General features: G+C 68.8%; 13 protein-coding genes. 8 read left to right on the forward strand and 5 right to left on the reverse strand.

Features of this window, described 5'->3' with window-relative positions; genetic code table 11:
- Nucleotides 1-3: 3 nt before the first annotated feature.
- Nucleotides 4-1,698 carry a glyoxylate carboligase gene (gcl, locus tag DMH03_RS38205; RefSeq protein ID WP_125796869.1) on the forward strand — a complete coding sequence of 565 codons (1,695 nt, stop codon included), beginning with the start codon at nt 4-6 and terminating at the stop codon, nt 1,696-1,698.
- A gap of 48 nt (nt 1,699-1,746) precedes the next feature.
- On the opposite strand, the gene DMH03_RS38210 is transcribed toward gcl, so the two are convergent.
- The gene (locus DMH03_RS38210) at nt 1,747-2,175 is read right to left on the reverse strand and encodes a pyridoxamine 5'-phosphate oxidase family protein (RefSeq protein WP_125796870.1); all 429 of its coding nucleotides are present in this window, start codon (nt 2,173-2,175) and stop codon (nt 1,747-1,749) included.
- Nucleotides 2,176-2,309: 134 nt separating this feature from the next.
- The gene (locus tag DMH03_RS38215) at nt 2,310-3,512 is read right to left on the reverse strand and encodes a lytic transglycosylase domain-containing protein (protein ID WP_125796871.1); all 1,203 of its coding nucleotides are present in this window, start codon (nt 3,510-3,512) and stop codon (nt 2,310-2,312) included.
- 250 nt (nt 3,513-3,762) lie between these two features.
- Between DMH03_RS38215 and DMH03_RS38220 the strand changes: the two genes are divergently transcribed.
- The 3 genes from DMH03_RS38220 to DMH03_RS38230 all read left to right on the forward strand — a co-directional run bounded on the left by DMH03_RS38220 (nt 3,763) and on the right by DMH03_RS38230 (nt 8,085).
- A complete protein-coding gene (locus DMH03_RS38220; RefSeq protein ID WP_125796872.1) occupies nt 3,763-4,341 on the forward strand; it encodes a helix-turn-helix transcriptional regulator in 579 nt (192 codons plus the stop codon).
- A 97-nt stretch (nt 4,342-4,438) separates the two neighbouring features.
- Nucleotides 4,439-6,760, forward strand: a complete 2,322-nt coding sequence (locus DMH03_RS38225) for a penicillin acylase family protein (protein WP_125796873.1) — start codon at nt 4,439-4,441, stop codon at nt 6,758-6,760.
- Nucleotides 6,757-8,085, forward strand: coding sequence for a S9 family peptidase (locus DMH03_RS38230; protein ID WP_125796874.1), 1,329 nt, complete (start codon nt 6,757-6,759; stop codon nt 8,083-8,085). The genes DMH03_RS38225 and DMH03_RS38230 overlap by 4 nt, the downstream gene beginning before the upstream one ends.
- 110 nt (nt 8,086-8,195) lie before the next feature.
- On the opposite strand, the gene DMH03_RS38235 is transcribed toward DMH03_RS38230, so the two are convergent.
- Nucleotides 8,196-8,996, reverse strand: coding sequence for a carbon-nitrogen hydrolase family protein (locus DMH03_RS38235; protein WP_125796875.1), 801 nt, complete (start codon nt 8,994-8,996; stop codon nt 8,196-8,198).
- A gap of 103 nt (nt 8,997-9,099) precedes the next feature.
- Between DMH03_RS38235 and DMH03_RS38240 the strand changes: the two genes are divergently transcribed.
- A complete protein-coding gene (locus DMH03_RS38240; RefSeq protein WP_199749186.1) occupies nt 9,100-9,759 on the forward strand; it encodes a GntR family transcriptional regulator in 660 nt (219 codons plus the stop codon).
- On the opposite strand, the gene DMH03_RS38245 is transcribed toward DMH03_RS38240, so the two are convergent.
- A complete protein-coding gene (locus DMH03_RS38245) occupies nt 9,747-10,877 on the reverse strand; it encodes an agmatine/peptidylarginine deiminase (RefSeq protein ID WP_125796876.1) in 1,131 nt (376 codons plus the stop codon). The genes DMH03_RS38240 and DMH03_RS38245 overlap by 13 nt on opposite strands.
- Before the next feature lie 81 nt (nt 10,878-10,958).
- Between DMH03_RS38245 and DMH03_RS38250 the strand changes: the two genes are divergently transcribed.
- Nucleotides 10,959-11,525 carry a TetR/AcrR family transcriptional regulator gene (locus DMH03_RS38250; protein WP_125796877.1) on the forward strand — a complete coding sequence of 189 codons (567 nt, stop codon included), beginning with the start codon at nt 10,959-10,961 and terminating at the stop codon, nt 11,523-11,525.
- Complete coding sequence (locus DMH03_RS38255; RefSeq protein WP_125796878.1) at nt 11,525-11,836, forward strand: sporulation protein; 312 nt, start codon at nt 11,525-11,527, stop codon at nt 11,834-11,836. Before DMH03_RS38250 ends, DMH03_RS38255 begins: the two co-directional genes overlap by 1 nt.
- Here DMH03_RS38255 and DMH03_RS38260 read toward each other — a convergent pair.
- Nucleotides 11,799-12,482, reverse strand: a complete 684-nt coding sequence (locus tag DMH03_RS38260; protein ID WP_125796879.1) for a TetR/AcrR family transcriptional regulator — start codon at nt 12,480-12,482, stop codon at nt 11,799-11,801. The two genes, DMH03_RS38255 and DMH03_RS38260, sit on opposite strands and share 38 nt — an antisense overlap.
- Nucleotides 12,483-12,899: 417 nt before the next feature.
- On the opposite strand from DMH03_RS38260, the gene ligD reads away from it, so the two are divergent.
- Complete coding sequence (gene ligD / locus DMH03_RS38265; RefSeq protein WP_125796880.1) at nt 12,900-13,835, forward strand: non-homologous end-joining DNA ligase; 936 nt, start codon at nt 12,900-12,902, stop codon at nt 13,833-13,835.
- The last annotated feature ends 16 nt before the right edge of the window (nt 13,836-13,851 follow it).

Raw genomic sequence — 13,851 nt, forward strand, 5'->3', positions numbered from 1 at the left:
CGCATGCCAAGAATCCCCGCCATGCAGGCCGTCGTCGACGTCCTGGTCAGTGAAGGCGTCGACACCGCGTTCGGCTGCCCCGGTGCCGCGATCCTCCCGCTGTATCACGCGATGCAGGACAGCGGCATCGAGCATCTGATCGTGCGCCACGAAGAGGGCGCGACCCATATGGCCGACGGCTGGGCACGGACCACCGGCAACGTCGGCGTCGCGATCGGCACTTCGGGCCCCGCCGGGACGAACATGATCACCGGGCTCTACACCGCGCAGGCCGACTCGATCCCGATCCTGTGCATCACCGGACAGGCCGACTCGCGGAAGCTGCACACCGAGGCGTTCCAGGCCGTCGACATCGTCGAGATCGCCAAACCGGTGACGAAGTGGGCCGTGCAGGTCAAGGAGGCGGCTCAGCTGCCGTGGGTGTTCCGCGAGGCGTTCCGGATCGCGCGGTCCGGCCGTCCCGGCCCGGTGCTGATCGATCTGCCGATCGACGTCCAGCGGCAGGAGATCGAATGGGACTCCAGCATCGATTCGCCGCTGCCGGTCACGAAGGCGACGCCGTCGCCGGCCAGGGTCGAGCGAGCGCTCGACCTCCTGCTGGCCGCCGAACGGCCGCTGATCCTCGCGGGCGGAGGCGTGGTGCTCGGCGACGCGAGCGACCGGCTGTGGACCGCGGCCGAACTGCTCGGCGTCCCGGTCGGCGTGACGTTGATGGGCAAGGGGACCTTCCCCGAGGACCACGAACTGTTCGCCGGTATGGCGGGCATCCAGACCTCGCAGCGGTGGGCGAACGCGGCCTTCCTCGAAGCGGATCTGGTGCTGGCGCTGGGAGCGCGGTTCGGCGACCGGCACACCGGTGACCTCGACGTCTACCGGGGCGACCGGAAGTTCATCCACGTGGACATCGAGCCGACGCAGCTGGGCAAGGTGTTCGGGCCGGACCTCGGCATCGTGTCGGATACGGGTGCTTTCCTGGACGCGCTGATCGCGGCGGCGTCGAAACGTGCTCTGGCGCGGGATCGCGCGTGGCCGCGACGGATCGGCGAACTCAAGGAGAGCCTGCCGCGCCGCGAGGACTTCGAGGACACGCCGATCAAGGCGCCCCGGGTGTTCAAGGAGATCAACGAGTTCTACGGCGAGGACGCCTACTTCGTCACCGCGATCGGGCTGTACCAGATCTGGTCCGGTCAGTTCCAGCGCGCGCACAAGCCGCGGCACTACCAGGTGTGCGGCCAGGCCGGTCCGCTCGGCTGGGAGATCCCGGCGGCGATCGGTGTCAAGAAGGCGAAACCGGAGGCCGAAGTCGTCGGCGTCGTCGGGGACTACTCGTTCCAGTTCCTGGTGGAGGAGCTGGCGGTGGCCGCGCAGTACGACGTCGGGTTCGTGCTGATCATGCTGAACAACGAGTACCTCGGGCTCATCCGGCAGGCCGAGACCGGCTACGAGATGAACTTCGAGGTCGACATCCACTACGACAAGATCGGCACGGACAACGTGAAGGTCATGGAGGCCTACGGCTGCTCCGGCACCCGCGTCACCGAGCCGGGCGAGATCCGGACGTCGCTGGAGTGGGCGCGCAAGGAGGCCGAGCGGACGTCGCGGCCGGTGCTGGTGGAGATCATGATCGAACGCGAAGGGAACGCCGCGATGGGCAAGGCACTCGACAGCGTCGTCGAGTTCGAGCCGATCGCGGGCTGAACGACGGTGTCCCGGCACGCCTGAAGCCGCCGGGACACCGTCAGTTCGTCAGGCCTTGCCCTGATCGTTGCTCAGCCACTTCTCCGGCCGGACGCGGACCAGCACGGAGTTGTCGCTGAGCGCGCCGTCGACGTACTTCGTGCCCTCGTCGCCGGGCAGGTAGCGCTGCGCGATCTTCAGCGCCTGCTCCCTGGTCGGCGGCGTGTCGTTCGCGATGACCGGACCCTCGGCCGTCACGTACTTGTACGGCAGCGTCTCCGACTGGGCGACCAGGCTGAGCCTGCCCGCCTTCTTGATCGCCTTGTCCTTGACCGAACCGACGTCCATCCAGATCAGGAGTTCCCCGCCGGGCTCGTAGTCGTACCAGACCGGTACGGCCAGCGGCGCCCGTCCTTCCCGCTCCACGGCCAAGACCCCGATGTGGACCTCGCTCAGGAAGGCTTCCCGTTCCTCGGCGGTCATGACGAAAGACGACATCCGTGTCTCGCTTCTCTCGGTTGATGATCTACGAGAAGCGACAACGCGTGCGGGCTTCAGGACATTCCGGGCACCCCGCCCCGCAATTCGTCACCTACTTGCGTCCTGGCAAGTAGGTGACGAATTGCGGGTGGTCACGGGGCCGGGGTGGTGGTGCTGGTCGGGCTCGTCTCGCCGGTGTCCCCGGCCGGGGTCGAGGCCGGCGGCGGGGTGGTCGTGGTGCTGGACGGCGGAGGCGTCGAGGACGGAGGCGTCGAAGACGGCGGAGTGCTCGAAGGCGGTGTCGACGAGGGAGGCGTCGACGAAGGCGGCGTGCTGCTCGGCTTCGAGGGCGAACTGCTGCTCGGCGGCGTGGTGCTGCTCGGCGGCTGCGATGTGCCGGGCAGCGGGGTCGGCGGCGTGGTCGTACCGGGCGCGGGAGTGCCGGGCAGGGGCGGCACCGGGACCTGGCCGCCCGGCGTGCCGGCGGCGACGTCCTGGGAATCGGGGGCGCCGACGGGGACCTGGCTGTCCGGCATCGTCGCGACGCCACCGCGGTAGGCCACCGCCCAGCGGATCACGGTGTCCACATAGGACAGTGAGTGGTTGTAGCGGTACACGGCCACGCGCTGGGTCTGCTCGGACGTCAGGTCGACGCCGCCGGAGCAGAGGTAGCGGCCCGAGCCCAGCGTCGCGTCGTAGATGTTGTTCGGGTTCGACTCGCCGTCACCGTTGCCGTCGGAGGCGTAGCCCTTCCACGTCGACGGGATGAACTGTGTCGGGCCGACAGCGCGGTCCCACACCGTGTCGCCGTCGTACTTGCCGCCGTCGGTGTCGGGGATCGCGGCGAAGGGCCCGGCGCCATTGAGCTGTGGGCCTCGAATGGGTTCGAGGGTGTCGCCCTTGGCGTCGACGTAGCCGCCGCGCGCGTGGTTCGATTCGATGCGGCCGATGCTGGCGATCAGCGCCCAGTCGATGTGGCAGCCGGGCAGTTCCTTCGCGAGGATGTCGGCCGCGTTCTTGTACGCCTTCATCATGCTGGCGGGGATGCCGAGCGCGCCCGACGGCGCGAACGAGCCGCCGACGTTGCCGGTGCCGCCGGGGACGATCAGCGGATCCGGGTTGGGCGGCTCGGGGAGGCTGCCGTCGACGGCGATCTCCGGGACCGTGCCCGCCGGCGGCTGCCAGGCCGCGGCCTGGTTCTGCGGTACCGATGGTTTCGGCGCGGCGATCGGGGTGTCGGGACCCGCCGACGCGGTGACCGCGGGCAGGACGGCGAGTGCGCCACCGGCGAGCGCGAAGGCCGTCCGGTGCCGGGCGGACAGCCTGTCCGTCTGTCGAGGGCGGTGCTTCGGCATGTTTTCTCCCGCTAGGTCGACTCCGGGCAAAACTATCCGATACAACCGAATTTCGGGGACGACGCAACGAAAAACCCGCGAACCTGTCGAGTTTTCGTCCGCCCGGCACAAGACCTTCGTAGTGAAGTTGTCAATTTCACGCTGAGTTCACCGAAACGTCAGCAGAATCGTCGGTCGCTTCGAGGGCATGGTCTGAACCGCGTGCAAAGAAGTCTTTGCACAATCTCCTTTGCACGGCTACCTTGGTGTCATGACCGGTCCGCCGCCCCCCGAAGAGATCGCCGACGCCGCCGTGCTGAAGGCGGTGATGCACCCGTTGCGCCGCCGCATCATGGAGGCGTTGGGCCGCGGACCCGCGACGGCGACGAAGCTGGCCAAGGAACTGGGGGAGAGTTCGGGCGCGACCAGCTATCACCTGCGGGAACTGGCGAAGTACGACTTCGTCGAGGAGGCGCCGGAACTCGCGCACGGCAAGGAGCGCTGGTGGCGTGCCCGGCAACGTGACATCCGCTGGCCCCGGCACAGCGAGCAGAACGACGAGATGCGTGCGGTGTTCGACGAGGCGCAGCGCGCCGCGTTCACCGAGGACCTCGAGCAGATGGCGCGGTTCCTCGATCGTCGCGGTGAGCTGGGCGAATGGGGTGACGCGCTGGTGTTCTCGCGCGGCTCGGTCCACGTGAACCTCGAAGAGCTCAAGCAGTTCTGGGAGGAGTACCTGGACCTGCTGCGCCGCTATTGGCGGCCTGAACCCGGCCCTGGCGCGCGCAAGGTGTTCGTGCGCTGGACGGCGTTCCCGGATCCCGACGGGGAGGTGCAGGAAGGGAAGTGAAAACCGGTGGGAGAGCGGCCACTCGGCCACCGGAAACGCGTCACCACGCCGGACGGCGTGTCTTCACGAACTACTCCACATGCAAAGGGGGAGCAGCATGCTGCTCTGGAAAAGAATCGCGGCCGTCGGCGCCGCGGCGAGCCTGCTCGCGGCGGGGACCGCGACGGCCGCGCAACCGCCGGACGGGGTATCCCGGGCGGACGCCACGATCCGCTATACCGAGTACGGCATTCCGCACATCGTCGCGAACGACTGGGTGAACCTGGGCTTCGGGCAGGGGTACGCGGCGGCCAAGGACAACCTCTGCGCGATCGCGGACGTCGCGATCACGACCCGGGCGGAGCGGTCTCGCTGGCTCGGCCCGGACACGCCGCCGACGAGCGGGGTGAGCCAGGCGAGTTCGAACCTCGCGAGCGACCTGTACTTCCAAGGTCTGAACGAAAGCGGCGTGCTCGAGCGGCTGCTGTCGGAGCCCGCGCCTCGCGGGCCGTACCGCGAGGTCCGCGAGCTGATCCGCGGTTACGCCGAGGGGGTCAACAAGTACCTGCGCACCGGCGAGATCACCGACCCGGCCTGCCGGGGCGCCGGCTGGCTGAAGCCGATCACCGAACTGGACGTGTACCGGCACAGCCACGCGGTCGGCATGATCTTCGGCCAGGGCGGGGTCGCGGATTCGATCACCGCGTCGCTGCCTGGTGCACCGCCGGCGGGCGCCGGTACCGAGCAGATGCTCGGGGAGACCGGGATCGGCAGCAACGCGATCGCGATCGGCTCGGCCGCGTCGGCGAACGGCCGCGGTGTCTCGCTGGCCAACCCGCATCTGCCATGGCAGCTGAGCGGGACCAGGCTGTGGCAGTCGCAGCTGAGCCTGCCCGGCAAACTCAACGTCAGCGGCGCCGGAATCCCCGGTATCCCGATGATGTGGCTGGGACACAACGAAACCGCCGCCTGGAGCGGCACCGCCACCGACACGACCCGCACGTACACGCTGTTCGAACTGAAGCTCGTACCCGGATCGCCGACGACCTACCTGGTCGACGGAAAGCCCGAGAAGATGCGGCGGGCCGACGTGAGTGTCCTGTCCCATAAGGCGGACGGGACCTTGGAACGTGTCGTGCGTCCACAGTGGACGACGAGGTACGGCCCGGTGACGACCCGGCTCGGGCAGCGGGAACTGCCGTGGACGGCGTCGAGCGCTTTCGCGATCGCGGACGCGAACGCCGGGAACCTCGGCATGACGAACTCGATGTTCGCGATCGCCCGCGGCCGGACGGCGGGGGAGATGATCGGCGCGGTCCGCGAGACGCAAGGGCTGCCGTGGATGAACATCCTCGCCACCGACGATCGCGGCCGGGTGGAGTACAGCCAGATCCACGGGGTCCCGCACGTCACCGACGAGAAGGCCTCGCGCTGCAACACCCCGCTTGGCAAGGAACTGTTCGACGCCGACGGGGTCGCGGTGCTCGACGGTTCCAGGACGGCCTGCGCGTGGGGCCGCGACCGTGACGCGTTGAGGCCGGGCGTCTTCGGCCCGTCCAGCCTGCCGAACCTGAGCCGCGCCGACTACCTGGCGAACTCGAACGACAGTTACTGGCTGTTCAACCCCGCCGAGCCGAAGACCGGCTTCCCCAGGATCGTGGGACCGGTTCGCAACGAACAGAACATGCGGACCCGTGGCGGTTTCGTCGAGATCGCCGATCAGCTGAAAAAGGGCGGCTTCACGGGGCAAGCGATGCGGGACCTGATGTTCTCGCACCGGGATCACGCCGCCGAACTCGTACGGGCCGACGTCGTCGCGATGTGCCGCACGATGCCGGGAACGGACGCCGCGTGCGCCGCGCTGGCGGGCTGGGACGGCCGCTCCGACGCGGACAGCCCGGGCGCGCTGCTGTTCGACCGGTTCTGGTCCACTGTGGATCGCCTGGGGCCGTCGATCTGGAAGGTCCCGTTCGACGTCAAGGATCCGGTCCACACGCCCAACACCCTCGACACGGGGAACGCCGCGATCCGCAAGGCGCTCACCGACGCCGTCGCGGAGCTGAACGCGGCGAAGATCCCGCTCGACGCACGGTATGGCGACAACCACTACGTCGTCCGCGAAGGCCGGAAGATCCCGCTGGGCGGCGGAACCGCCGGACGTGGCGTCTACGACTCCCTTGGCGGGCCATGGGATCCGGCCCGCGGGTACACCGAGTTCACGCACGGCGGGACGTACCTGCACGTCGTGGCGTTCAACGGCACCGGTTGCCCGGACACGACGACGCTGCTGACCTACTCGCAGTCCGCGAACCCGAAGTCCGCGCACCACAGCGACCAGACGGAGCTGTACTCGCGCAAGCAATGGGTCACCGAACGGTACTGCGAGAAGGACATTCTCGCGTCGCCGTCGCTCGACGTGGTCCGGGTGAGCAGGCGATGATCGGCGCGCTGCTCGCGGCCGCCGTCGTGGTGGTCTCCTCACCGGTGCCCGCCGCCGCTCCGGACGGCGACGTCTCGTTCACCAGCCACGGCGTCACCTTGCACGGGACGGTGGTCGCTCCGCAGGGAGGCGGTCTCGCACCGGGCATCGTCATGGTGCACGGCTCCGGCGAACACGACCGGGACGACTACCGCACCGAGGCGGAAGCCTTCGCCAAGGCGGGGATCGCGACCCTGATCTACGACAAGCGGACCGAAGGTTATTCGCTGTTCGAGAGGAACTACTCGGTCCTCGCCGACGACGCGCTCGCCGCGATGCAAGCGCTGCGCTCGCGTCCGGGCGTGGATCCCGCCCGTGTCGGGGTGTGGGGTTTGAGCGAGGGTGGCTGGGTCGCGCCGTTGGCGGCGTCGAAGTCGAAGGACGTCGCTTTCGTGGTCACTGTCGGCGCGAATGGGGTTTCGCCCGATCGCCAGCAGTCTTGGGCGTTCGAGACTTACCTGCGACGCGGCGGGGTCACCGGCTCGATGGTGGACATGGTGGCGTCGACGAACATGCGGACCCTCGCGGGCGCCGGCGCGTTCCCGGAGGCCGGATACGACCCGGTGCCGGTGCTGGAAAAGGTGCGGCAGCCGGTGCTCGGCCTGTGGGGCGAACTGGATCGGCTCACCCCGCCCGGCGAGGCCGTCCGGATCTTCCGGGAAACACTGGAACGGGCGGGGAACCGGCAGTACACGCTGAAGGTGTTCCCGCAGGCCCAGCACGGGCTCCGGCGGACCACGGACGGTTTCGACAAGCTCGACGGCTTCGCGCCCGGCTACCTCGACCTCGTCGGGGCCTGGGTGAACGGAGTGAGGAACGAGCCGTCCGCCGACCCGCCGCCACCGCAGGCGAGCCAGAGTGTCGCGCTGGCACCGCTCGCCTGGTACGAGACGCCGTGGGTGCAGATCGGGGTGTGGGCACTGGCGTTGCTGGCGTTCGCCGCGTACCCGGTGACGGCGTTGTTCCGCCGTCGCAAGGAAGTCCCGCTCGCCAGGCCCGCACGCTGGCTGGCGTCGACCGGCTTGCTCGCCACGGCGGGTTTCCTCGCCTACTACATCGCGCTGACGACGGGCGCCGCGATGGCACCCGGTCCGGTCCTTTTCGGACGGACACTGCCCTGGCTCACCTTGCAGCTGGCCGCGATCGGTGTCGTCATCGCCGGTGTGGTGACGGCGGTTTCGTGGTGGCGGAAGAAGGAACGCGGGGGAGTCCGGGTCGGCCTGCTGCTGGCCGGAGCGGTGCTGTTCGTCCCGTGGGCGGTCCACTGGGGACTGCTGGTGCCGTGAGGTAACGGAGCCTGGGTGCCGGGCGGCCACCCGGCACCCAGGCGAACGGAAGCCGCGTCACCACGCCCGAGGGCGTGTCTTCACGAACGGACCTCCGGGTCAGAAGATACTCAGGACTTCGGGGTGACGGCGAACCGGCGCAGTTGCAGTGCCGGGTTCTTGGCCCGTACCTCGGCGATCCGGTCGGCGGAGAGCTCCCCGGCCGCGGTTCCCGTGCGTTCGCCGAGCGAGGCGACGACGACGCCCATCGGGTCGACGATCATGCTGTGCCCCGAGCCGGTGGGTGCGGCCTGTCCCGCCGCGACGAGGTAGATCGTGTTTTCGATCGCCCGCGCCCGGACCAGCGTGGTCCAGTGGTCCTCTTTGAGCGGGCCGGGCATCCACTCCGCGGGCAGCAGCACCGCGTCGGCGCCGGCGTCGACCAGACGGCGGGTGACCTCCGGGAACCTCAGGTCGTAGCAGGTCTGGAGGCCGAACGTGATCCCGTCGACCGCGAACGTCTCCGGGGCTTCGATGTCACCGGGCCGGACGAGTTCCGATTCGCGGAAGCCGAAGGCGTCGTACAGGTGGATTTTGCGGTAGAGCGCGGCGATCGCTCCGTCGGGACCGGCCGCGACCAGCGTGTTCGAGATCCGCTCGCCATCGGGGAGCGCTTCGTTGATGCCCGCGACGACGGTGATCTGCCGGTCCTTCGCGAGACCGCGCAGCTCGGTGACGAACAGCCCGTCGAGTTCTTCGGCCGAGGTCACGAATTCGCGGCTCATCGTCGGTACGGTGAACAGCGAGTACTCGGGCAGCACGATCACCCGCGCGCCGCGGTCGGCCGCTTCGCCGACGAGGGAGGAGACGCGCGCGAGGTTGGCCTCTTTGTCGTTGCCGGGCGCGAACTGCGCCACCGCGACGTGCACCATGGGACCCCTTCCAATAAGTGGAACTCTTGTATACATGATGGATACTTGGCTGGTCCAGGTGTAGGCTCAGTCGCGGAAAGTAACGGCATAGAGGGGAAACGAGATGACTGTGACCGCCGAAGGGGGCGGCCCGGCGCGCGAGCGGGTCTACACGTGGCTGCGCGACGGAATCATCTCGGGCAAGCTGGAAGGCGGCCGTTTCCTCGACGAAATGTGGGTTTCCGGCGTGGTCGGCGTGTCAAGGACGCCGGTGCGCGAGGCGTTCCACCGGCTGGCGGCCGAGCGGTTCATCAGCCTCCTGCCGCGCAAAGGCGCTCAGGTGCGCACGGTCACCGCCAGGGAACTGGAAGAGGTCTACCAGAGCAGGCGGCTGATCGAAGGGCACGCCATCGCGGCGCTCTGCGCGAACCGGGCAGGCGCTCCCGTCGAACTGCCCGAACTCATCGAAGCGATGGCGAGCGCCGGTGCCGAACGCGACTGGTTCGCCGTTTCGGGATTCGACCGCCGATTCCACCGGGCCATCGTGAACGCGGCGGGCAACACCGTCCTGGCCGAGCTCTACGACACCCTGCGTTCGCGGCAGCAGCGGGTCACGGTCCGCGCGCTGGAGGCACGCCCGGAACGGCTGACGGTGATCAACGAGGAACACCGGGCGCTGGTCGCCGCTCTGGACGACCACGACGCGAAAGAGGCGTCACGGTTGCTGGAGGAGCATTTGCGGCCGGTGTCCGAAGTGATGTCAGTGCTGCCTCAGGAAGGTTGACCCGGCTGATCGTGCGTCGCGCAGTGGATCCCGCCGCCGCCCGAGGCGATGGCCGAGATCTTCACCGGCACGATCTCGCGGCCGGGTAACCGCTCGCCCAGGACCCGTCGCGCGCGTTCGTCCGCCGTGGCGTCGCCGAACTCCGGCACGAAAACCGACTTGTTCGCGACGTAGAAATTGGCATACGAGATCACGCTGTCTTCGCCGTAGCCCTCGACTTTTTCCGGATCCGGCTGGACGAGATCGATCACCGTGAAGGGTCTGCCGTCGGCATCGGCGGTACTCGCGAGCACCGACCTCGCCTGATCGGCCGCGCGGGACCACGAATCGGGCGGGGAGCCGGGCGCCGCCTTGTCCATGAGGACGACGCCGGGCGCGGTGAACCGGGCCAGGCAATCGACATGGGCATCGGTGATGTCCTCGCCGCGGACGCCCGCGAACCAGATGACCTTCCGGACGCCGAGCACCTTCTTCAGTTCGTCTTCTATCTCCTGGCGGCTCCTGCCCTTGTTGCGGTTGTCGTTGACCAGTGAGCTTTCGGTGACCATCAGCGTGCCGGCGCCGTCGGTCTCGAAAGAACCGCCCTCGGCGGTGATCCAGGTTCCGCTGCGGGCCAGGCCGTACTCGCCCAAGACGGACCTCGCGACGGCGTTGTCTTTGTCGTGCGGCTTCTGTTTGCCGCCCCAGCCGTTGAAGTTGAAGTCGACCCCTGCGACCTTGCCCGCCTCTTCCACGAACACCGGGACGGTGTCGCGTGCCCACAGGTCGTCGACCGGGATCGGGACGACCTCGACGGTGTCGCCGCACGCCCGCTGCGCGGAGCCGGCGTGCTCGGGCCGGGCGAGCAGCACCACCGGTTCGAAGCCGGCGATCGCTTTGGCGAGGCCGGCGATCTCCTCGCGGACGGCGGGCAGATCCTCCGCCCAGATGGACTTCGACGCGGGCCAGGAGAGATAGGTGCGCGTGTGGCTTTCCCATTCGGCGCCGAGCCTGCGGCCCGCCGTCGGCGCGGCGGGGGTTCCTGCCGGATCCGCACACGCCCCGCTTCCGGCGGCGACGGCGCCGGCCGCTGTCATCGCGCGCAGAACCGTGCGGCGGGGAAGGGACGAATCGAACACTTTGCACTCCTTGGGCGGGCCGGTTGTGACACTCTAGCATCCTGACTGAAAATTCAGTCAGGATGCGCTAGAGTGAGACCTGTGTTCGAACGTCAGCAGAAGATCCTGGAAGCGGCCGTGCGAGTGATCGCGCGCAGCGGTGTGCGGGGCCTGCGGGTCGAGAAGATCGCGGCCGAGGCCGGGATCTCGACGTCGCTCATCTACTACCACTTCACCAACCGGGCCGGGCTGCTCCGGAAGACACTGGAGTTCGTCAGCGATCGCGCCGCGGCGTACACCGAAGAGGCCGCGGCGGAGGCGGCGGATCCGCGCGCCGAGTTGGAACTGATGTTGTTCGGTGAGCTTCAGGACACGCAGGCGGTGAAGGAGAACAGCACCGCCTGGGGCGAACTGCGGGCCAGCGCGGTCTTCACCCCCGAACTGCGCGAACCGCTGGCGGAGTCGACCCGGATCTGGGTGGCCGAGGTCGCCGAGGTGATCAGCCGCGTCCATGACACCGGCGCCGAGGCCGAAGACGCCGCGGAACGGCTGACCAGCCTGGTCGAAGGACTCAGCGAGCGGTGGCTTTCTGGTTCGATGGAGCTGGACAGGGCGCGGGGTCTCCTGCGGGACGCGATCGCGCTGGAACTGGACAGGGTGGGGGCCTGATGGGACTCGAGAAGGTCGTCGGCGTCATGCGTGACAACCTCACCGTCCGGCGCGTCTACGGCGAGCCCGTGGAGAAGGACGGCGTCGTGATCATCCCGGCCGCGAACGTCGTCGGCGGCGGAGGGGGCGGGCACGGGGCCGAACAGGGCAAGGAAGGCGAGGGCGGCGGTTTCCTGCTCGCTGCGCGACCCGTCGGCGCTTATGTGCTCAAAAACGGTGACGTGCGCTGGGTCCCGGCGGTGGACGTGACCTTCCTCGGCGCGGTGTTCGCCGTCATGGTCGCGACGATCCACCGGGCTCGGCGCCGGTGATACCGGTGAGGATGAGATCGATCCCGGTGAGGAACTGCTCCCGATCGTCGTGCTCGCGCACCTCGTCGGCGATCGACCGCAGGAACGGGAATTCGGCGGGATCGAGCTCTTCCCACGCGTTCGCCGCGGCGCGGAGGAATTCCGCGCGGTCCACGCCGGGCCCGAGCACCTCGGAGTTCGCGGTGTTCTGGCCCGCGGCGCCGAAGATGTAGTGCACCAGCGCCGAGGTCGCCGTGAACCAGGTGGCTTCGGGGGCGCCCAGCGCGCTGACCCGCCTGCCGATGCCTTCGAAGATCCGCGGCGTCACCGACCCCCACGGGCTGCGCGAGAGCTGGGCGGTGAGTTGCGGGGGCAGCCAAGGATGCCGGTCGATCGCGTCGAACAGGCCGAGCGCGATCGCACGGATCTCTCGCAGGGGCGAGCCCGTGGCCTCGACGGTCAGCGCGGCGCCGACGACGGACGCGGTCGCGGCGTCGAGTAGCGCGCCCTTGTTCGGCACATGCCAGTAGATCGCTCCCGGGCCGGTGGAGAGGCGTTCGGTCAGCGTCCGGAAGGTCAGCCCGCGCTCGCCGGCCGCGTCGAGCAGTTCGACGGCGGCTTCGACGATGCGCTCGCGGGACAGTGCCTCCGCGCGTGTCCTTGCCATGCCGTCATCCTGGCAGAGCGCCGTTCCGGATCGAGCGGACGCGGATGTGGGGCGCCAGGGAGCCGGTATCGCAGGTCCGTGAAGGACTCCTTGAGGGACCCAGGGTCCCCCAAAGTTCCCCTCACCCGCCCCGGGACCGCCCTCCAGCCTCGGTGACCCCACCAGCCACGACGATGCCGCGTGAAGGCCCCCTTCCCTCGGCTCAGCCGAGGAAACTCGACCTTCACACCTTCCCCATGTACGTGAAGAACTCCGGGCAGACGCTCACGTGAGTTTTCGCGGTCGTGGGGATGTCGTGAAGGGCCCTTTGAGACGTTGAAGGTCTCAAAGGGGCCCTTCACGACATCAGAGTTCGACGTTCACCACCAGCCGAGGCGAAGAGGCGCGAGCAGGCGGCTTTCGGGTTAGTTTGCCTGTATGGCGAAAAGCGCGGCGGTGGAGATCGAGGTCGGCGACCGGACGGTGCGCGTCTCCAACCCGGATCGCGTCTATTTCCCGGCGCGGGGTGAGACGAAGCTCGACCTCGTCCGGTACTACCTCGCGGTCGGTGACGGGATCGTACGGGCGCTGCGGGAACGGCCGTGCATGCTGCACCGGTTCCCGTCCGGGGTTTCGGGGGAGAAGGTCCACCAGAAACGGGTCCCGAACGGTGCCCCGGACTGGCTCCAGACCGTCCGCGTCGACTTCCCCTCCGGCAGGCACGCCTACGAACTGTGCGTCACGCATCCCGCCGACGTCATCTGGGCGGTGCAGATGTCGACCGTCGAGTTCCACCCGTGGAACTCCCGCCGCGCCGACACCGAACGCCCGGACGAGTGGCGGATCGACCTCGATCCGATGCCCGACTGCCCGTTCTCGACCGTGCGGAAGGTCGCCGGCACCGTCCGCGAGATCCTGGACGAACTCGGCATCACCGGCTGGCCGAAGACCTCCGGCGGACACGGCCTGCACGTCTACGTCCGGATCGAACCGCGGTGGGGTTTCCAGGAGGTCCGCCGGGCGGCGCTCGCCTTCGCCCGCGAGGTCGAGCGCCGGATGCCCGACGAGGTCACCACCACCTGGTGGCGCAAGGACCGGGACCCGGCGAAGCTGTTCGTGGACTACAACCAGAACGCCAGGGACCACACCATCGCGAGCGCCTACTCGGTCCGCGGCGTGCCCGAAGCCGTCGTCTCGACCCCGATCAGGTGGGACGAGATCGACGACGTCGAGCCGCGCGAGTTCACCATCGCCACCGTGCCCGCGCGCTTCGCCGAACTCGGCGACCTGCACGCGGGCATCGACGACACGGCGTACTCGCTCGACACCCTGCTCGAGTGGGCCGATCGCGACGGGCTCGAAGCCGAGGATTAGCGCAACTCCGCACTCG

The organism is Amycolatopsis sp. WAC 01376 (assembly GCF_003947415.1).
Taxonomy (GTDB): domain Bacteria; phylum Actinomycetota; class Actinomycetes; order Mycobacteriales; family Pseudonocardiaceae; genus Amycolatopsis.